Annotated in this window: 20 protein-coding genes; 11 read left to right on the forward strand and 9 right to left on the reverse strand. The window is 60.7% G+C overall.

The window, feature by feature from the left end; all coding sequences use genetic code 11:
- Positions 1-7: 7 nt before the first annotated feature.
- Together dprA and ybgF are read right to left on the reverse strand one after the other, a co-directional pair.
- A complete protein-coding gene (dprA, locus tag BMZ24_RS10505; protein ID WP_092192031.1) occupies positions 8-1,111 on the reverse strand; it encodes a DNA-processing protein DprA in 1,104 nt (367 codons plus the stop codon).
- On the reverse strand, positions 1,104-2,120 hold the full coding sequence (gene ybgF / locus BMZ24_RS10510) for a tol-pal system protein YbgF (RefSeq protein WP_092192033.1): 1,017 nt from the start codon (positions 2,118-2,120) through the stop codon (positions 1,104-1,106). The genes dprA and ybgF overlap by 8 nt, the downstream gene beginning before the upstream one ends.
- Before the next feature lie 261 nt (positions 2,121-2,381).
- On the opposite strand from ybgF, the gene BMZ24_RS10515 reads away from it, so the two are divergent.
- Complete coding sequence (locus tag BMZ24_RS10515) at positions 2,382-3,347, forward strand: hypothetical protein (protein WP_143077880.1); 966 nt, start codon at positions 2,382-2,384, stop codon at positions 3,345-3,347.
- 50 nt (positions 3,348-3,397) lie between these two features.
- On the opposite strand, the gene BMZ24_RS10520 is transcribed toward BMZ24_RS10515, so the two are convergent.
- The 3 genes from BMZ24_RS10520 to BMZ24_RS10530 all read right to left on the reverse strand — a co-directional run bounded on the left by BMZ24_RS10520 (position 3,398) and on the right by BMZ24_RS10530 (position 7,019).
- Positions 3,398-5,116, reverse strand: coding sequence for a sensor domain-containing diguanylate cyclase (locus BMZ24_RS10520; protein ID WP_161949118.1), 1,719 nt, complete (start codon positions 5,114-5,116; stop codon positions 3,398-3,400).
- Between the two features lie 170 nt (positions 5,117-5,286).
- A complete protein-coding gene (locus tag BMZ24_RS10525) occupies positions 5,287-5,781 on the reverse strand; it encodes a magnesium transporter CorA family protein (RefSeq protein ID WP_143077881.1) in 495 nt (164 codons plus the stop codon).
- Positions 5,782-5,879: 98 nt separating this feature from the next.
- A complete protein-coding gene (locus BMZ24_RS10530) occupies positions 5,880-7,019 on the reverse strand; it encodes a hypothetical protein (protein ID WP_092192041.1) in 1,140 nt (379 codons plus the stop codon).
- Between the two features lie 205 nt (positions 7,020-7,224).
- Between BMZ24_RS10530 and BMZ24_RS10535 the strand changes: the two genes are divergently transcribed.
- From BMZ24_RS10535 to BMZ24_RS10550, 4 genes are read left to right on the forward strand one after another with little or no spacing between them, the layout of a single operon-like run.
- A complete protein-coding gene (locus BMZ24_RS10535; RefSeq protein WP_092192043.1) occupies positions 7,225-8,367 on the forward strand; it encodes an ABC transporter permease in 1,143 nt (380 codons plus the stop codon).
- On the forward strand, positions 8,364-9,125 hold the full coding sequence (locus BMZ24_RS10540) for an ABC transporter ATP-binding protein (protein ID WP_092192045.1): 762 nt from the start codon (positions 8,364-8,366) through the stop codon (positions 9,123-9,125). The genes BMZ24_RS10535 and BMZ24_RS10540 overlap by 4 nt, the downstream gene beginning before the upstream one ends.
- A complete protein-coding gene (locus tag BMZ24_RS10545; RefSeq protein ID WP_092192047.1) occupies positions 9,125-10,138 on the forward strand; it encodes an MlaD family protein in 1,014 nt (337 codons plus the stop codon). The genes BMZ24_RS10540 and BMZ24_RS10545 overlap by 1 nt, the downstream gene beginning before the upstream one ends.
- 7 nt (positions 10,139-10,145) lie before the next feature.
- Positions 10,146-10,754, forward strand: coding sequence for an ABC-type transport auxiliary lipoprotein family protein (locus BMZ24_RS10550; RefSeq protein WP_092192049.1), 609 nt, complete (start codon positions 10,146-10,148; stop codon positions 10,752-10,754).
- A gap of 371 nt (positions 10,755-11,125) precedes the next feature.
- Here BMZ24_RS10550 and BMZ24_RS10555 read toward each other — a convergent pair whose 3' ends face one another.
- The 3 genes from BMZ24_RS10555 to BMZ24_RS10565 all read right to left on the reverse strand — a co-directional run bounded on the left by BMZ24_RS10555 (position 11,126) and on the right by BMZ24_RS10565 (position 12,802).
- Positions 11,126-12,025 (reverse strand): LOG family protein, encoded by a 900-nt coding sequence (locus tag BMZ24_RS10555; RefSeq protein WP_092192051.1) that lies wholly within the window; start codon positions 12,023-12,025, stop codon positions 11,126-11,128.
- Between the two features lie 9 nt (positions 12,026-12,034).
- Positions 12,035-12,424, reverse strand: coding sequence for a Rid family detoxifying hydrolase (locus BMZ24_RS10560; protein WP_092192053.1), 390 nt, complete (start codon positions 12,422-12,424; stop codon positions 12,035-12,037).
- 66 nt (positions 12,425-12,490) lie between these two features.
- The gene (locus tag BMZ24_RS10565) at positions 12,491-12,802 is read right to left on the reverse strand and encodes a carboxymuconolactone decarboxylase family protein (protein ID WP_092192055.1); all 312 of its coding nucleotides are present in this window, start codon (positions 12,800-12,802) and stop codon (positions 12,491-12,493) included.
- A gap of 99 nt (positions 12,803-12,901) precedes the next feature.
- Between BMZ24_RS10565 and BMZ24_RS10570 the strand changes: the two genes are divergently transcribed.
- The 5 genes from BMZ24_RS10570 to BMZ24_RS10590 all read left to right on the forward strand — a co-directional run bounded on the left by BMZ24_RS10570 (position 12,902) and on the right by BMZ24_RS10590 (position 16,014).
- Positions 12,902-13,255 carry a NifB/NifX family molybdenum-iron cluster-binding protein gene (locus BMZ24_RS10570; protein WP_092192057.1) on the forward strand — a complete coding sequence of 118 codons (354 nt, stop codon included), beginning with the start codon at positions 12,902-12,904 and terminating at the stop codon, positions 13,253-13,255.
- Positions 13,256-13,419: 164 nt separating this feature from the next.
- Positions 13,420-13,890 carry a YchJ family protein gene (locus BMZ24_RS10575; RefSeq protein WP_092192059.1) on the forward strand — a complete coding sequence of 157 codons (471 nt, stop codon included), beginning with the start codon at positions 13,420-13,422 and terminating at the stop codon, positions 13,888-13,890.
- Positions 13,891-14,048: 158 nt separating this feature from the next.
- Positions 14,049-15,311: a DUF401 family protein gene (locus tag BMZ24_RS10580; protein WP_092192061.1), complete on the forward strand. Its 1,263-nt coding sequence runs from the start codon at positions 14,049-14,051 to the stop codon at positions 15,309-15,311.
- A gap of 98 nt (positions 15,312-15,409) precedes the next feature.
- Entirely contained in the window at positions 15,410-15,691 is a 282-nt protein-coding gene (locus tag BMZ24_RS10585; RefSeq protein WP_012805666.1) for a type II toxin-antitoxin system Phd/YefM family antitoxin, read from the forward strand.
- On the forward strand, positions 15,688-16,014 hold the full coding sequence (locus BMZ24_RS10590; protein ID WP_092192063.1) for a type II toxin-antitoxin system RelE/ParE family toxin: 327 nt from the start codon (positions 15,688-15,690) through the stop codon (positions 16,012-16,014). Before BMZ24_RS10585 ends, BMZ24_RS10590 begins: the two co-directional genes overlap by 4 nt.
- 38 nt (positions 16,015-16,052) lie before the next feature.
- On the opposite strand, the gene BMZ24_RS10595 is transcribed toward BMZ24_RS10590, so the two are convergent.
- On the reverse strand, positions 16,053-16,502 hold the full coding sequence (locus tag BMZ24_RS10595; protein ID WP_092192065.1) for a winged helix-turn-helix transcriptional regulator: 450 nt from the start codon (positions 16,500-16,502) through the stop codon (positions 16,053-16,055).
- Between the two features lie 112 nt (positions 16,503-16,614).
- On the opposite strand from BMZ24_RS10595, the gene BMZ24_RS10600 reads away from it, so the two are divergent.
- Complete coding sequence (locus BMZ24_RS10600; RefSeq protein ID WP_092192067.1) at positions 16,615-17,229, forward strand: flavodoxin family protein; 615 nt, start codon at positions 16,615-16,617, stop codon at positions 17,227-17,229.
- The last annotated feature ends 66 nt before the right edge of the window (positions 17,230-17,295 follow it).

Raw genomic sequence — 17,295 nt, forward strand, 5'->3', positions numbered from 1 at the left:
TTTGCGGTCACGTTGCAAGGGCATAGTACATGCCCGGAAGCTGCTTCACAATCCCTTGAAGTTCCATGAAAAGGAGCGTGGAACTGACCTTGCCGGCCGCCCAGCCCGTCCGGCGAACCAGTGTGTCGACATGCAGGGGTTCGCCACCTTCAAGAAGACGATGCACGACTCGCTGCTCCGGATCTTCCGGTACACGAGGCCGGGGCCCGGGGACAGGTGCATCCGGCACTGCAAGAGCTCCCAGCCGAGGCTGCAATTCCCGCAGGATGTCCTCCCCGCTCTGCACGAGGCAGGCGCCCTGGCGGATGAGCTGATGGCAGCCCTGATGGGTTTTCAGGTTGGCCGGACCTGGCAGGGCGAAAACATCGCGATTCTGGGCCACGGCCAGTTCGGCGGTGATCAGGCTGCCACTGCCAAGCGCGCCTTCGACCACCAATACACCCAGGGAAAGGCCGCTGACAATGCGATTGCGGTGCGGAAAATTCATGCCCTCGGGTCTGGTCCCCGGTGCGAACTCGCTGACGATGAGCCCGTGAGCGGAGACCTGTTTCCACAAATCGGTGTTGGAGGCCGGATACACGAGATCAAGCCCCGTGCCCAATACGGCGATGGTCCCGCCCACTCCGCGCAGCGCGCCCTGATGTGCGGCGCGGTCGATGCCCTGGGCAAAGCCCGATACCACGCAAATCCCGGCCGCGCTCAAGGATGCCGAAATGCTCTCGGCCATGTCCAGGCCATAACGCGAGGCGGCCCGGGAACCGACCACGGCCACGCAAGGGCGGTTCAGCAGGGTCGGGTCGCCGAGATAATACAGAAAAAGAGGCGGATCGGGGATCTCGCGGAGCAGCTCGGGATAGGCACCGTGGCCAAGGAAAACAGTTGAAAAACCGAAGCTTTCCACCCTGCGTCGCTCGGCCTCGGCCTTCTCGCGCCAGCTGCCCCGGGCAAACTCGGCCTGCACCCGGGCCGAAACCAGACCGCGCGCCGTCCAGGATGAAAAATCCGAAACGGCGGCGAGGGCGTCGCCGTAATGCACCAAAAGGCGTTTCCAGGTGCGCGGCCCAAGACCGCTGGTGTGGCGCAGGGCCAGGCTGGCGCCGAATTCATCCACGGGCCAGCGCCACCGCGTTGGGCTCGTTGCAGCCCTGAATCCTGCCCCGCGCCTGCCTGCCAAGGCGGGATGCCGGGGAATCGGGATAACGGGACTCCAGCTGCTGCAGATAAGCTCCGGCCTGTGCGGGACGGCCTTGGCGCAGCTCCGAATAGGCCAGTTTGAGCAGCGCGTCCGCGCTTTTGGCATGACGGGGGTGGTCCCGCACGACCCGCGCGAAGAATTCCATGGCGCGATCGTAGCGGCCTTGAGCGTACCACGTCTCACCGGTCCAGTAGAGGGCGTTGGGAATAAGCCTGTGGCTGGGGAACTTCCGCATGAACGCGGCAAACAGCTCCCGCGCCGGGGCATGACGGCCGTTCTGGTAGCTCTTTAAGGCCCGGGCGTAATCCTCGTCGGGCGAAGTTTCCGGCGCGGTCTTCTTTTTCAGGACACTAGGCGAAACGCCAGGTGCCTGCCCGGGGGCGGAGGCACCCGGGTCCGAAACCTTCGCAGGGGAAACATCCGCTGCGGGAACCTCCGGTCCGGAAGCGCCCAGTCCGGAAGCGCCCGGTCCGGGTTGAAAAATGTCCGGCCCTGATACCGATGATTCGTGCGCGCCCCTGGCGACATGAACGGGTCCGGGTCCGGATGCGGCGGAAGAATTTGAATCGCTGTCGGCGGAAGCGTTGATGGCGACTGTAGAGGAGGCCGGGTAAGCGTGCGGCACGACTGAAAATCGCGCGACGGTCGCATTCGAGGGGATGGCGACCTCCCGTCCCAAGATCACGCCTGATCTTGCCATGCGCAGCTTGCGCGTCACCGGTACGCGCAGGACGGATGCGGAAGGCCTGCCGACGGGTGCGCGCCCGTCCTGCATGGTCTTGAGACCGGCGACAATGCTGGCGGGCATATCCGCAAGGTTAAAGCCCGGCCAGTCACGGGCAAAATGCATGAGCACGGGACCGCTTGCCCAGGAAAGCAGAATGCCGACAAGCATTCCGATCACAAAGGCCAGCGTCGATCTCATGGATTAGTCACCGTTGTCTCCCTCATTTCTTCATTGGCATAGGAGAGAACCCGCCAATTTTCAAGGGTGGCGCCGCCTTGCCTCTTGCGCTCTTTTGGGGCAGAAAGCCCCCATTCGACCAGTCCGGTCGGCCCTCAGTCGTACCCATTCCGACGCTTGAACCCGGGGCTCTTGCCCCCATCAACCTGTCGTCTTGCGGCCGAACCCGAGAAAATGACCGGACAACTGCATAAAAAAAACGACACCGCGCACGAGGTCCCCATGGCGCTCATACTCCCCCTGTGGGCATTTGCCCTGCTTCCCTTGCCCCTGCTCCTGGCCGCCCTTTTCTGGGGCGCTCCGCCCATCGCCCTGGTCAGCGAACTCATCGGGCTCGTTTCCGGCAAACCTTTTCCCGCCCGCGCGGCCAGGCAAATGTCGAGACTGGCCCTTGGCGGACATGCACTTTTCTGGGTTGTCGTAGCAGCCTGCTTGGCGCTTCTGTCCTCTCACCCGCTTCGACAATCCGAATTCGTGACAGGCAACAGCCTGCTGCTGATCGCCGCATTGGCCCTGCCTTTCTTCGGAAGCTTGGCCCTGGTCGGCTACGATCTGGGCTGGAAGTTCGCCAGGGAACGCAAGCTCATCCACTTTCTGCTTGGGTGCGTGGCCAATATTCCCATCAAATATGGTTACTGGGCGCTGGCGGGATTGGGACTGCTTTACTTCCGGGGTGTCAACCTTGAATCTCCGGCGTTTCTGCCACCGTGGGGATCGGCGCTGTGGCCGTTGATGGCGCTGTGGCTACCGCTGTCGCTATGCCTGGCGGCGGCCGTTGGCCTGTGCTACCTGCTGCTGCGCCGGGACGCCGACGACTGGGGCCGGGATTATTACCGTTTTGCCGCGCCCTTTCTGGCCAAATGGCATCTGGTCTGCGGCCTCATTGTCCTTGCGGTGATGGTCTGGCTCTATGCAAGCCTCAAAGGGGTCTTCAATCTGCACCTGCCCCAGATCTTCAACGCCGGTCTGGCCAGCGCGGCCTGCCTGGGACTGGCCATGCTCCTCTCGCTCCTTGTCACCGTCAGTGAAAACCCCATGCGCTTCAAGGTTTCGATGGTCGGAGCGGCCGTTCTCTCGCTTGCGCACGCGAGCATGCTGCTGGTCGCGATCCTTGAAACCCTGAACCGCTATGTCCCGGGATGGTCCGTGCCCACGTTCATGCCGGACCTGCTGCGCCTGTTCCGATAACCCGCATTATCACATGACCGATCCTGCCACGAGGCCGGATCGGTCATGCTTCATGCCCGGTCTGCGGCCGCCACCCGGGAACAGATCCGGTTCTTGCCGGTGCGCTTGGCTTCGTAAAGAGCCTCGTCGCTGCGTTTCAAAAGCTCATCCAGACTCTCGCCCGCCGAATATTCCGCCAGCCCGATGCTGACCGTAAGCCGCAGGCGCAGACCCTCATGTTCGAGAACCGAATCGGCAAGGCCTCTGCGCACGCGCTCCGCCGCTACGGCTCCAGCCTCAAGCCCCGCCTCGGGAAACATGATGCAAAATTCCTCTCCCCCGAGGCGCCCGGCCACGTCCACGGCCCTGCGCAGGCCATTGATGGTTTGGGCCACGTGCTTCAAGGCCAGATCCCCGACGCCATGCCCGTGGGTGTCGTTGACCTTCTTGAAATCGTCGATGTCGATCATGGCCACGCACAGGCTTTTCCCAAAACGCCTGGAGCGGATCATCTCTGCACGCACGCACTCCAGGAAGTGCCTGCGATTGGGCAGGCCGGTCAGTTCGTCCGTGTTGGCCAGATGCTCCAGGCGCAGCTCCGCCAGCCGGCGATCGGTCACGTCGGCCATGGCTCCGTGCAAGCGGAACATGCTGCCGTCCTCCAGCAGATCGAAACCGCAGACCAGACTGACGTGCCGTTCCTCGCCCTGAACGGTGCGGATGCGCAGCTCGGTCGTGAATTCATGCCCCGTGGCCTGGGCCTCTTCAAAATTTTCCCGGAAATCGGGTTCGTCGTCGGGATGGAGATGATGCATGAACAGGTTGAAATCCGGATCGACCGCCTCCGGCGAATACCCGAGGATGCGGCAGAACTCATCGGACCAGTTCTTCTTCCCGTGCAGGTAGTCCTTTTCAAAACTGCCGACCTTGGCCAGCCGCTGCGCTTCCGAAAGGCGGCGGGCGCTGTTTGCGATTTCGTCCTGCATCTGCTTGGCTTCGGTGATATCCGTGGCCGTGACCACGGCCCCGGATATGCTTTCGTCTCTTTCGCGGTAGGGATAATATGTCACCGCGTAGCAGCGCCTGTCCGCCCGGTTCGTATCGAACCAGGCCTCGTACTCCACGGTTTCCCCGGCAAAACAGCGCGCGAGCTTCGGTCCGACATACTTGTCGAAAACGTCCTGCCCCACTATTTCGGCAACCTTGCGTCCCTCGATCTCATCGCGCTTTTTCCCATGCACCCTGAGATAGCTGTCGTTGACCAGCCGGTAGACGAAATCAAGATCGATGATGCTTACCAGGGACGAGGAGGATGCAATGGCGCGCTCGTATCGGATCAGCGCGGCTTCGGCCAGCTTGCGGGCCGTGATCTGGATGTGGGAGACAACGGCTCCGTCGATGGAGCCATGGCTGACAAGAGGCGTGACCGTCATCAGAAACCAGCGCTTTTCCGCAGGCGCGTGGCATGGATATTCAAGGCTGAATTCGGGGATTTCCCCGGAAAGCACGCCCCTGATCCCGTCCGCGGCCTGCCGTGCCTCTCTGGCGGCCGCACCCATGGAGGAGTCGCAGACTTCTATGTAATTCTCGCCTTGCAGGCGGCATTTGTCCGGCGTGCTGTTCTCGACCGCGAAACGTTGCCAGCTGCGGTTTGTGTCGACAATGCAGCCGTCACGGTCAAGCACTGCCACGTGTTCGCTCAGGCTGTCGAAAATCTCACGCAAAATTTCGAAACGGCGTGTCTGATCAAAACAAACATCACCCTCATCGGACAGAAATTCCGTACTCATGGCGGCTCCATTTGTGGTCATGACGGATGAACGGGGCGCATGATTCCGCTTCGCGTCCGTCCCGACTGAAAGCGGGATGAATCCCGAGGCAAACGACAACAGCGTGAAGGTACGCAAAAAAACCTGTTCAGGGAAGCACGCCGAATCCGAGCACGCAGGCGCGTGACCGGTCAAGATCGGGGCATATCCAGTTGGTGGGCGTGATTTTTCCAGAGGTTCCACAAAGTGCCCTTGGACCACTGTCCCTGACCGGACAGCGTCGGCTGGCCCTCGGCCTGGAAAATGTCGCAAATCCGGGAAAAAGAGTGGTCCTGCTCGCGCAACTCGCGGATGCGTTCCAAAGCCGCGCGTTTACGGGCGGAAAGAGGACGAGGCAGAGATGGATTGGCGCGGCCCTGCGCATCCGGGTGGGCAAGGACGGCGGTCAGTTCGGAGATCATGCCGGTCAGCCGGGCAAGCTGTTCCTGCTGCCCGGCGACCATGGCCTTGAGTTCGACAAGTTCGGCGCGCACGGCCATGAGCGAAGCCCGGTCACGTTCGGCATGCTTGGCCAGGGCTTCGTCCCGGATATCGCGCGCACGCTTTCTGGCGTCTTCGGCAGCCCGGCTCATCGCGGCCGTCCCGGAACCGACCAGTTCTGCCGCCAATGCGCAGCGGCACTGCAAAAACCTGCTGCACGACTGACCGAAAAGATCACGATGCTCGGCATGGGGGCTCCCGCAAGCCCGCTCGCGTGAGCGGGCACGTCAAAACGCCACGCGCCTCAAGGCTGCGGCGTCCAATGCTGTCCGACCTGGGCAACCCGAATGAGGCTCTCCCGGCCAAGACGCTGTTTCAGAAATTCCTTCAGCAGAACCTTGACCAGCTCCTGCCGGTTCATGTTCTGCAAATACTGACCCGAGGCCAGCAGCTTCTTGAATGACGAGGACAAGGTTCCGGAATCCTCGATGGCGGTCAGATACGGAGCCACCATCTGGCGGAGTGCCTCGACACTGTCGGACTTGAGCTCCCGGTACATGGCGGCCAGCTCCTGCGCGGCGGGCAGCCGGGTGGATTCGAGCACACCTTTGAAATCCGCCGTGAACCGTTTGATGCCGTTGATGATGTGGCTCTGCTTGACCATGTTCATCTTGGCCCAGCCGGCGTTGAGCCATTTGAAAGACCCGACGCGAATGGTTCCGGTGGATGTGTCCGACACGAACACAATGATGGAATGGGCATTGTACATGTAGGAATCGACCCAGCCAAGGCCGGTCTTGTTCAGACCCTTCTCGTTGGAATACAGATAGTTCCAGTCGGAGTCCTCGCCGACCACGCAGCCCTTGCGACCGATCTCGGAAGGTTCGGTCTGGCAGCCCACGGAAATCAGCACGGGCCCGGTGGGGCCTTGAAACACCGCCACGGCGCGGTCCTGATTATAGGAATAATATCCGCCCGTGTTGGCGTCGGGGGTGATGATCTCCCGCTCGGTGCCACGCACAAGCAATGTCTCCCCACGATCGAGCGCCTTGGGAAGCAGCCTCAGGGCATCCTTGGTGGCCGGGTCCAGCCACTCCTGGTCGCGGACGGAAGAAGGCATGGTCACGTAAACAGGAATGTCCGGATTGTAGACATAGTCCACCACGCGGGACAGATCCCCCCGCAGGCTGAAGGCATAAAAGGCCCCCGAGGCCTTTTCCCGGTCCTGCATGGACATGCTGCTCTCCGCCGCGCTGGAGGCGACAAAGGAAATGATCTCGGTCAGCTGATCGGCCTCGATGTCCGAGTTCGATTTGGGGATGGTCAACAAATATTCAAGCCCGGGATACAAAGAATCCGGGATGGATTTCAGGTCGGCGGCCTGAGTCGGAACGGCTGTTCCAAAGACAAGCAGAGCAAGCAGACAAATATAACGCGTAATCATGTACATCTTCCGGTTGTATGTTCACCGCCACGGCGGCTCGGTCAGGACGGGCTTTCCATAATGCCGGAACACCCGCCTGTGAAGCCCTTTGTCACACACCCGTCATCAATTCAAGATCGGGAATTGCGTCACAATGGGCGGCTCGCGCGAGCGCCGTACGGTAGACGCGCCCCCCGGCCATGAGCTAAGAGGCTTGAGATAGCTCATGCACAACGACCACGACACGACACCATCGCCCACGCTCATTGTGGACTCAAAGCCGGAACTTCTGACCCTGGGCCTGCGCGGTATCCTCGACCTGCGCACGACTCCGGGAATCATGGAGAGCCTGGCGCATATCCCCAAACCCCTGCCACGGCTCATCCACGCCGATCTGAGCGGGATCACGCGCATGGACGACTGTGGCGCGCTGGTGATTCTGCAATTGCGGCGCATGGCTGAAAAACATGGCTGCACGCTTGAGATGCTTGGCACCCCGGGCCATGTGCAGGAACTTCTGGATTTCTTGCGGCTGGACGACCCGCCACGATCGGGCGGCGTAAAAAGAGCCAAACCCGGCACCATGGCGCGATTTGGCATCAAGACCATCGAGGTCGCGAGCCAGGCCATGACCCACGTGTCCTTCGTGGGCGAGGTCACCGTGACGCTCCTGTCCCTGCTGCGCCATCCGGGCAGGCTGCGCCTTGGCGACGTGGTCCTCTACATGCAGCGGGTCGGCGTGGACGCGCTGCCCATTGTAGGGCTGATCAGCTTTCTTCTGGGACTTATCATGGCCTTCATGTCCGCGGTGCAGCTCCAGCAGTTCGGGGCCAACATCTACGTGGCGTCTCTGGTGGCATTGGCCATGGTCCGCGAGCTTGGCCCCATCATGACGGCCATCCTCGTCGCGGGGCGCTCGGGCTCGGCATTCGCCGCCGAAATCGGGACCATGAAGGTTTCCGAAGAGGTGGACGCGCTCATAACCATGGGCTTCAAGCCGGCCATGTTCCTGGTGGCGCCCAAGATCATCGCCTCGCTCCTGGTGGTGCCGCTGCTGGCCATGTACTCCAACCTGTTCGCCATCGCCGGCGGCCTACTCATCGGCGTGACCACGCTGGACCTGACGGTGAACGCCTACATGGCCCAGACCATGAACACGCTGACCATCTTCGACATCAACTGGGGCCTCTTCAAGAGCGCCATTTTCGCCGTGCTCATCGCCACGGTGGGCTGCTTCAAGGGCTACCAGGTGCGCGGGGGAGCAGCCAGCGTTGGCCAGGCCACTACCTCGGCCGTGGTCACGGGCATCTTTCTGGTCATCCTGGTCGATTCGGTCCTGGCCGTGATCCTGAGGTACTGGCGGCCATGACCCGAAAACCAGTCATCAGCGTGCGCGGCCTGACCATGGGCTTCGGGGAGTTGGTCATCATGCGCGACCTGGACTTCGACATAGAGGCCGGGGAAATTTTCGTCATTCTGGGCGGCAGCGGTTGCGGAAAATCCACCCTGCTCAAGCATCTGGTCGGGCTCTACAAGCCCATGAGCGGCGCGATCACCATTGCCGGGATGTCGCTTGATCCGGACAACGAGGACAGTTTCAAGAAAATCCTGGCCCGCATCGGGGTCATGTATCAGGGCGGCGCCCTTTTTTCCTCCATGACCCTCGGTGAAAACGTGGCCCTGCCCATCACGGAATATTCGAATCTCAAGGAAGGCGCGGTGGAAGAACTGGTTCGCCTCAAGCTGCGTCAGGTCGGACTTGAAGGCTTCGAGCATCATCTGCCGGAGGAGCTCTCCGGGGGCATGAAAAAACGTGCGGCCATCGCACGGGCGCTGGCTCTCAATCCTGAAATTCTTTTCCTGGACGAACCCTCGGCGGGTCTGGACCCCATCAGCTCGGCCGAACTCGACGCGCTCATCCTGCGCCTGAACCGCACCCTGGGCACGACCTTTGTCGTCGTCACCCACGAGCTTTCCTCCATCTTCACCATTGCGAAAAGGGTCGTCATGCTCGACAAGGAAAGCAAATCCATCATCGCCGATGGCAATCCGCACGAACTCAAAGAAGCAAGCAGGCATCCCTTCGTGCGCCAGTTCTTCAACAGACAGCCGGAAATGGAGAAATAATGGCTTCCGCTCGTGTCAATTTTTCCGTGGGCCTGTTCATGACCGCCGGCCTTGCCCTGGCCACACTGGCCATCATCTGGCTGGGCATGACCTCGTTTCTGCGCCAGGGCGAACTTTTCGTGACCTATTTCGACGAGTCCGTGCAAGGCCTCGGAGTGGACTCTCCGGTCAAGTACCGGGGCGTGCCCGTGGGCCGCGTCCAGGCCATCCGCATCGCTCCCGACTATCATCTCATCGAGGTCGTCATCCTCATCGACGACGAGCACGCGGACGACGAAAACCGTTTTGAGGACAGCGTGGCGGCCATCTCCAACGTCGGCATCACCGGAGCCATGTTCGTGGAGATCGACAAGCGCCAGCCCGCCACGGACGGCCCGTCTCCCAAGCTCGGCTTCACCCCGGAGCATCCCGTCATCGCGTCGAGGCCCTCGGACATCAAAAAACTGTTCCGGGAAATCGACGGAATCGCCATGAAGATCCAATCCATCGACTTCAAGGGCATCTCGGACCAGGCCATGGCCGCCTTTACCACCGTCAACACGGTCATGAACGAGGCTCAGCTCGGAGCCATCTCGGCCGACATACGCACCCTGCTGGCCAGCATCAATGCGGCGGCCAATCCGAAACGGCTTGAATCCATGGCAAAAAACATGGAGCAAACCATCCTCGCGTCGCGTTCGCTGATGAACAAGGCGGCCGAGGAACTGACTCGCATGGACACCATCCTCGTTCAATTCCAGTCCATGCTCGAAGCCAACCGGCCGCATGTCGACACGGCCATGAACGCCCTGGCCTCGACGGCCCTCAAGGCCGATGTGGTCATGACCCAGAGCCACGCCACGGTGTTCCAGATGCAGGCCACCATCAAGGATCTGGAAGAGCGGCTGGCCGTCACCGCCGAGAATCTGGAACAGACGTCCAGCAACCTGAACACCCTGATCGGCAACGTCAAAGATCAGCCGGCGCAGCTCATTTTCGGACAACCAAAGGCCCCCCGCAAGGTGGAGGAGTAGGAAGCCCATGCCCATCCGTTATTTTCTTCCGTTCATCCTGATGCTCGCCCTGGCCGGATGCGGGGCGACCCGGACCACGGCGCCGGACGTGCGCTACTACACCCTGGAATACGAAAGCCCGGCGCTTCCCGGAACACAGGCCAAGGCCATCATCGTGCTGAACCGTTTCGGAGTGGCCCCGGAGTTCAACACCGGCAAGATCGTCTATCGGGATCTGTCCTTTGGTCGGCAGGAATACGCCTATCACCAGTGGCGCGCGACACCGCAGGCCCTGGTGGCCGACTATCTGCGCCGCGACATGCAGCAAAGCGGCCTCTTTCTGGCCGTGAGCCGACCCGGCTCATCCCTGTCCGCCACGCACCAACTCGAAGGAATGATCGAGGAATGGTTGGAGGTGGACGCAGAAGACCACTGGCTGGCCACCGCCAGCCTGACCGTGACCCTGCTCGACCTGCGCGCCCGCGCAATATCGGACCAGGTTCTCTTCCAGCGCACCTACCGCGAGTCCGAGCCCGCCGCCAAAAAAAATCCCGGCTCGGTGGTCGAAGCCATGAGCCGGGTCATGCGCAGACTGTCGGAGAGAGTCATCGCCGACGTGCATGCTGCAGTGAAGTAAAGGAAGATAGACGGTTCAAAAAGGTTCGAGGGCAAGGAGCAAGAAAAAGCCGGGGCCGATGCGTATTCTTCAATACGTGAGGGTCCGGCTTTTTCGCAGCGACGCAGCCATCGGGCCTTTTTCAAAGATAGACGGTTCAAAAAGGTTCGAGGGCAAGGAGCAAGGAAAAGCCGGGGCCGATGCGTATTCTTCAATACGTGAGGGTCCGGATTTTTCGCAGCGACGCAGCCATCGGGCCTTTTTCAAAGGTAGACGGTTCAAAAAGGTTCGAGGGCAAGAAGCAAGAAAAAGCCGGGGCCGATGCGTATTCTTCAATACGTGAGGGTCCGGATTTTTCGCAGCGACGCAGCCATCGGGCCTTTTTCAACCGTCTAGGGTTTGCCGTCCGTGGTCAGGCCATTGCTGGCCTTGATGATATCCCAGGCCTCATCCGCCGTACTGACATACTGAAAGAGGTTCAGATCTTCGGGGTTGATGGTGCCTTCTTCGACCAGGGCCTCGAAGTTGATGACCTTGTGCCAGAAGCGGCGGCCGAAAAGCAGCACCGGGATGGGTTTGACCTTGCGGGTCTGGATCAGGGTCAGGGCCTCGAAGAGTTCGTCCATGGTGCCGAAGCCGCCGGGAAAGGCCACCAGGGCCTTGGCCCGCATGAGCAGGTGCATCTTGCGGATGGCGAAGTAGTGGAACTGAAAGCTCAGTTCCGGGGTGATGTAGGGGTTGGGCTCCTGCTCGAAGGGGAGCACGATGTTCATGCCGATGCTCTTGGCGCCGACGTCGTGCGCGCCCCGGTTGGCCGCGCCCATGATCCCGAAGCCGCCGCCGGTGATGACCACGTGCTTGTACTGCGCCACGTTCTCGGAAATGAGGCGCCCGAGCTTTCGCGCCTCCTCGTAGTAGCGGCTGTTGGCCACGGCCGTGCGGGCCTTGGCCAGTTCGCTGCGCAGCAGGACGTCCTCGGGGTTTTTCTTGAGCCCCTCCAGCACCTTTTCCAGACGGACGGCGGCCGTCTCCGCATCCATGGTACGGGCGCTGCCATAAATGACGACGGTGGATTCGATCTGCTGCTCCTGCAGGGTCAGCTCGGGCTTCAAGAGCTCCAGCTGCAGGCGCACGGGCCGAAGCTCTTCGCGCAGCAGAAAATCCTGATCCTGAAAGGCCAGGCGATAGGACGCGGACTGGCACTGGGGAGTGTCGACATGACGCTTGGCGGCCTGGGCGTCTTCATTGGCCGAGGGAAAAACACCGAAACGGCGGGTTCGCTTGTTGGTCATGAAAATTCCTTATTGGCGGGCAAGGGCCACGCACTTTACTTCAACAACTCCGCCCAGCGGCAGACCCGAGACCTGCACGGCGGCGCGGGCAGGCCGGTGTCCGGCCATGAATCCGTCGTAGATGCCGTTGAAGAGTTTGAAATTGGCAAGATCGGTCACGAACACGTCCACACTGACGATATCCGTCACGGCGCATCCGGCCTCGGCCAGGATGGCGCCCATGTTGGCCAGGGCCTGCCGGGCCTGGGCCTCGAAGTCCGCACCGGCAAACTGGCCGGTGGCCGGAACCAGCCCAAGCTGTCCGCTGACGTACAAAAAGCCCCCGGCGCGCACGGCCTGGGAATAAGGGCCGACGGCGGCCGGAGCCTTTTCCGTGGCGATGAAATCAAGTTTCTGCATACACCCTCCATAAAAAGAACGGCCCTCGCGGGCCGTTCCATCATACCGCATTGTGATTGAAAATCCCTAATCCAGAACCTTTTCAAGCCAATCCAGAGCCGCCGCGACCGTAGGAAATCCGATGGTGCTGGTCAAGAGAATGACGGCATGCCTGATTTCCTCGGGTGTGGCTCCGGCCTGAAGCGCCCGACGGCCATGGCTGCGCACCGCGCCTTCCGAGCGCAGGGCCGCCGAAGCGCCGAGCTGCACAAGGTGCATTTCCTTTTCGCTCAAAGGTCCGGCCCCCTGCGCTGCCTTGCCCAAGGCTTCGGCCGAGGCAATGAGATCCGGATACATTTCCTGCAATTTCTGGTAGTGTTTCGGCTTGCCAGTGCTCATGATTCATCTCCTTCGCGTAAGAGTGTGCCGGGTCCTTTGTTGACGCGGACATGATTCGATCATAGGGGCAACTGGACCTGAAAAACAAGGAGTTTTCCCATGAAAGTCGCCATACCCACTATCGGAACGCGCGTTGATGAGCATTTCGGCCATGCCCGCACCTTCACCATCCTCACTCTGGACGATTCCGGCCAAATCGTCGAAAATGAGTCCTTTCTTCCGCCTTCGGGCTGCGGATGCAAGTCCACCGTGGGCGTGACCATGCAGGCCAAGGGCGTATCCGTCATGCTTGTGGGCAACATCGGCCAGGGCGCCATCAACAAGATGGCCGAACATGGCATAAAGGTGATCCGCGGCTGCGAAGGCGAAATCCTCGATGTGCTCAAAAGCTGGACCGACGGAGACATTGAGGACAAGAACATTCTCTGCAATCACGAAGGCTGCACGCACTAGCTGCCTGTTGAAAAACTCGAAATTCGCAGGCCGTTCAAAAATGGTGAGATGCAATGAAGCGAAAAAAGCCAGGGCGCGCAGTGTATAGCGCATACATAAGCGGTCTGGCTTTTTTCGCTGACGCAGCAGATCGCCGTTTTTCAACGGCCTGCTAGGAGATAATCATGGAATGCCCCTGCCACTCGGGACGTGAATTCGAAGAATGCTGCGGTCCGATCATTGCCGGCGAAGTCCCGGCGTCCAGCCCCGAAGCCTTGATGCGCTCGCGCTACACCGCCTTTTGCCGGGACGAGATGGATTATCTTCAGGGCTCCTTGGTCGAGGAGCACCGCTCGGAGTTCAATGCCGACGACGTGAGGCGCTGGAACAAGGAAACGGACTGGCTGAATCTGGAAATCCTGGAAACCGACACGGACGGGGACACGGGCATGGTCCTTTTCCGGGTGAGTTTTCGGCACAAGGGCGGCACACAGAGCCTGACCGAGCGCAGCCGCTTTGTGCGCCGCGATGGGCGCTGGCACTACCTCGAAGGCGAATATGAGACCGAGACGGTCCGCCATGAAAGCCCCAAGGTCGGCCGTAACGACCCCTGCCCTTGCGGCAGCGGCAAGAAATTCAAGAAGTGCTGCGGTTAGCAGGCTGCTTAAAAACGGCGATCTGCTTCGTCAGCGAAAAAAACCAGACCGCTTATGTATGCGCATGACTGAGCGTCCTGTTTTTTTCGCTTCCTTGCATCTCACCATTTTTGAAAAGCCTTAGAATTCTTGATTTTTTTACAGTCAGCTAGGACCCAATGAGCGCAATTCTATCCATCGTCTTCGTCTTCGCCGTCATGCTGACGGGAATCCGCCTCAAGCTGGGCCTTGGCCTCTCCATCCTGGCGGGCAGCTTCGTGCTGGCCCTGCTGTTCGGCCTCACGCCCCTGGCCTGGCTTGGCGCCATTCCTGATGCGCTGCTGACCGAAGAGACCTTTGTGCTCTGCGCCATCATCGCCGTCATCCTGGCCTTCAGCGCCCTGTATTCGGCTTCCGGCCAATCGGAGCGGTTCATGCGCGCCATCCGCGCCCAAATCCGCTCCCGCTCGCTGCTGCTGGTTTTTTTTCCGGCGCTGATCGGCCTCTTGCCTATGCCCGGCGGGGCCATCTTTTCCGCGCCCATGGTCGAAAAGGCGGCCTCGGAGCTGGCCATTCCCCAAAAGGACCAGGCCCTCATCAACTACTGGTTCCGGCACATCTGGGAGCTGGCATGGCCCCTGTATCCGGGCCTGATCCTGGCCTCCTCCCTGGCGCACATCCCGGTGACAGGGATCGTCGCGCTGTTGTGGGCAGGCCCTCTGGTGGCCATCGGTTTGGGCTGGCTCCTGATCCTGCGCCCGGCCCTGAAGAACGCGCCCCGGCTGCCGGCCATCGCGGCCAAGTCCCGCAATGGCCGGGACTGGCTCGGGGGCCTGCCGCTCTTCACGGCCATAGTCGGATCCATCGGCGGCGAATGGCTTTGCGCCGTGCTCTGGCCGGGCAGACCCATGGAATACGGGGTCATCGCGGCCCTGATCCTGGCCTCCGGGGTCAGCCTGTTCATGGCCCAGGCCAAATGGACGGCGGTGCTGCGGGAGGCGGGCAAGGACAACACCCTGGCTCTTCTGGCCGTGGTCGGCGCCATCTTCATCTTCAAGGAAATCCTGCACCAGGGCCACGTCGTCGATGTCCTGGCGCAGACCCTCGGCGGAGGCGGCGCGATCTACGTCATGGCCATCGTCCTGCCCTTTCTGGTGGGCTTTGTGGCCGGTCTGACCATCGCCTTCGTGGGCGCGACCTTCCCGCTGCTCTTCGGACTGGCCCATTCCTCAGGCCAGCCCCATCTCATCCCGGTGATCCTGAGCCTCGGGATGTACGCCGGATACGCGGGCATCATGTCCTCGCCCATGCACATCTGCTACCTGATGACCTGCAACTACTTCCATCAGGATCCGGGCAAGCTCCTGCCGCGCATCCTCGTGCCCGGCCTGCTGCTCATTCCGGCGGGCGTGGTCGTGACCTTCCTCATGGTTCCGCGCTAGCGAGAGCCCAAAACTTCTGGAGCATCCGAAATACGAAGGCGCCACGTCTTGACTTCCGGTCCGAATATGGCACTCTTTACAGACCGGAGGAAACCAGCATGAACATCACCAGCGACATCAAGCCCGTGACCTATCTGAAGTCTCGGGCGGCCGAGCTTCTCAATCAGATCAATGAGACGCATCGGCCCGTGATCATAACCCAAAATGGCGAACCGCGAGCCGTATTGCAGGACCCGAAGAGTTACGAGAACATGCGCAACGCCATCGGCCTGCTCAAACTCATCTCAGCCGGTGAAACCGACGTCAGGGAAGGACGCGTGGTGGGGCACGACGATGTTTTCGACACGCTTGAAGACGACTTGAAGGCAGCCATGAAATGAACAAGACGCATCACGTCGTCTGGGCCGCCGTTGCCCGCAACGATCTCAAGCAGATCATCGACCATATCGCCCAGGGCAGCCCAGACGATGCGCTGCACATTCTTCACAAGATCAGACAGCGGGCAGCGGAACTTGAAGCCATGCCGGATCAAGGCAGGATCGTTCCGGAATTGAAAGAACAGGGCATACAGACGTACCGCGAACTCATCGTCGCCCCGTGGAGAATCGTCTACAGGGTCTCGGACACAACGGTTTTTATTTTGTCAGTCATCGATTCGAGGCGTAATGTCGAAGACATTCTGCTCGACAGGCTCATCAAATAGCACAGCACGACACCAGCTTGTCCTGAGCGCTCCGCCCCTCAAGCACTGCCCGTGCAAACTGCCTGTGCGCACTCCCCTGCCGCCATATCCGGCCGTTCGTACCCTTCCTCCTGAAAAATCACGTCCGCACCCAGAAACTTCTCATAATCCACGCCCCAGGCCCGCATCTGCAGGAGCAGCGGGATGAGGCTTCGGCCCATTTCCGTCAGGGAATACTCGACGCGGGGCGGCACCTCCCGGAAGACCTCACGGTGCACCAGCCCGTCGGACTCCAGTTCGCGCAGTTGCCGGGTCAGCATGCGCTCGGTCACATCGGGCATGCCCCGCCTGAGGACCCCGAAGCGCACTGCGTCGGTCAGCGACAGATGATAAAGTATGATGGGCTTCCATTTTCCTCCGATTACCGCCAAGGTAAGCTCAAAATAGCAGCGGTAGCGCTTGCCGGAGATTTCCTTGACCTTGCAGGGCCGAACTTCGGTTTCATCCATTACTATACTCCATGTGTGTACCGAACATTATAGACAGTACTTTTCTTAATTGCCGACATGTGCTCTATCCGTGTCCGGAACACGCAGTCAATCCCAACAAAGGAGAAAAAATATGTACGCAATCGCAGTCAACGGCAGTCCGCGCAAGGGCGGCAACACGGAAATCCTCTTGAACAGGGTCCTGGAACCCCTCACGGCCGCCGGGTGGGAAACCGAGCTGGTCCAGGTCGGAGGCCAAAACATCCGGGGCTGTCAGGCCTGTTACAAATGTTTTGCGCGTCAGGACGGACAGTGCGCCATGAAAAAGGATGTCTTCAACGAGATCATGGAGAAACTCCTGCGCGCCGACGCCCTGATCTTCGGCTCCCCCACCTATTTCACCGACGTCTCGGCCGAGATGAAGGCACTTCTGGACCGCGCGGGGCTCGTCGCCCTGGCCAATGGCCGCGCCTTCAAGGGCAAGATCGGGGCGGCCGTGGTGGCCGTGCGGCGCGGCGGGGCGACCCACGTCTATGACACCATCAACCACATGTTCCTCATGAACCAGATGCTCATTCCCGGCTCGGTCTATTGGAACATGGGCTACGGCCGGGACAAGGGCGAGGTCGAGGGTGACGCCGAAGGGCTTGGCAACATGAAGAATCTGGGGCAGACCATCGCCTGGCTGGGCGGAGCGATAAAGCCGCATCTGGACAGTTTCCCGGCTCTTGAAACCGTGAGCGAATAGCTGACTGTTGAAAATTCAAAATTCGCAGGCCGTTCAAAAATGGTGAGATGCAAGGAAGCGGAAAAA

This window comes from Desulfomicrobium norvegicum (assembly GCF_900114595.1).
GTDB classification, from domain to species: Bacteria; Desulfobacterota; Desulfovibrionia; order Desulfovibrionales; family Desulfomicrobiaceae; genus Desulfomicrobium; species Desulfomicrobium macestii.

Excerpts from the sequence above, each read along its gene's own strand:
- ybgF (WP_092192033.1), bottom strand. The coding sequence starts at position 2,120 with ATGAGATCGACGCTGGCCTTTGTGATCGGAATGCTTGTCGGCATTCTG.
- BMZ24_RS10515 (WP_143077880.1), top strand. The coding sequence starts at position 2,382 with ATGGCGCTCATACTCCCCCTGTGGGCATTTGCCCTGCTTCCCTTGCCC.
- BMZ24_RS10520 (WP_161949118.1), bottom strand. The coding sequence starts at position 5,116 with ATGAGTACGGAATTTCTGTCCGATGAGGGTGATGTTTGTTTTGATCAG.
- BMZ24_RS10530 (WP_092192041.1), bottom strand. The coding sequence starts at position 7,019 with ATGATTACGCGTTATATTTGTCTGCTTGCTCTGCTTGTCTTTGGAACA.
- BMZ24_RS10535 (WP_092192043.1), top strand. The coding sequence starts at position 7,225 with ATGCACAACGACCACGACACGACACCATCGCCCACGCTCATTGTGGAC.
- BMZ24_RS10540 (WP_092192045.1), top strand. The coding sequence starts at position 8,364 with ATGACCCGAAAACCAGTCATCAGCGTGCGCGGCCTGACCATGGGCTTC.
- BMZ24_RS10545 (WP_092192047.1), top strand. The coding sequence starts at position 9,125 with ATGGCTTCCGCTCGTGTCAATTTTTCCGTGGGCCTGTTCATGACCGCC.
- BMZ24_RS10550 (WP_092192049.1), top strand. The coding sequence starts at position 10,146 with ATGCCCATCCGTTATTTTCTTCCGTTCATCCTGATGCTCGCCCTGGCC.
- BMZ24_RS10555 (WP_092192051.1), bottom strand. The coding sequence starts at position 12,025 with ATGACCAACAAGCGAACCCGCCGTTTCGGTGTTTTTCCCTCGGCCAAT.
- BMZ24_RS10560 (WP_092192053.1), bottom strand. The coding sequence starts at position 12,424 with ATGCAGAAACTTGATTTCATCGCCACGGAAAAGGCTCCGGCCGCCGTC.
- BMZ24_RS10565 (WP_092192055.1), bottom strand. The coding sequence starts at position 12,802 with ATGAGCACTGGCAAGCCGAAACACTACCAGAAATTGCAGGAAATGTAT.
- BMZ24_RS10570 (WP_092192057.1), top strand. The coding sequence starts at position 12,902 with ATGAAAGTCGCCATACCCACTATCGGAACGCGCGTTGATGAGCATTTC.
- BMZ24_RS10575 (WP_092192059.1), top strand. The coding sequence starts at position 13,420 with ATGGAATGCCCCTGCCACTCGGGACGTGAATTCGAAGAATGCTGCGGT.
- BMZ24_RS10580 (WP_092192061.1), top strand. The coding sequence starts at position 14,049 with ATGAGCGCAATTCTATCCATCGTCTTCGTCTTCGCCGTCATGCTGACG.
- BMZ24_RS10585 (WP_012805666.1), top strand. The coding sequence starts at position 15,410 with ATGAACATCACCAGCGACATCAAGCCCGTGACCTATCTGAAGTCTCGG.
- BMZ24_RS10590 (WP_092192063.1), top strand. The coding sequence starts at position 15,688 with ATGAACAAGACGCATCACGTCGTCTGGGCCGCCGTTGCCCGCAACGAT.
- BMZ24_RS10595 (WP_092192065.1), bottom strand. The coding sequence starts at position 16,502 with ATGGATGAAACCGAAGTTCGGCCCTGCAAGGTCAAGGAAATCTCCGGC.
- BMZ24_RS10600 (WP_092192067.1), top strand. The coding sequence starts at position 16,615 with ATGTACGCAATCGCAGTCAACGGCAGTCCGCGCAAGGGCGGCAACACG.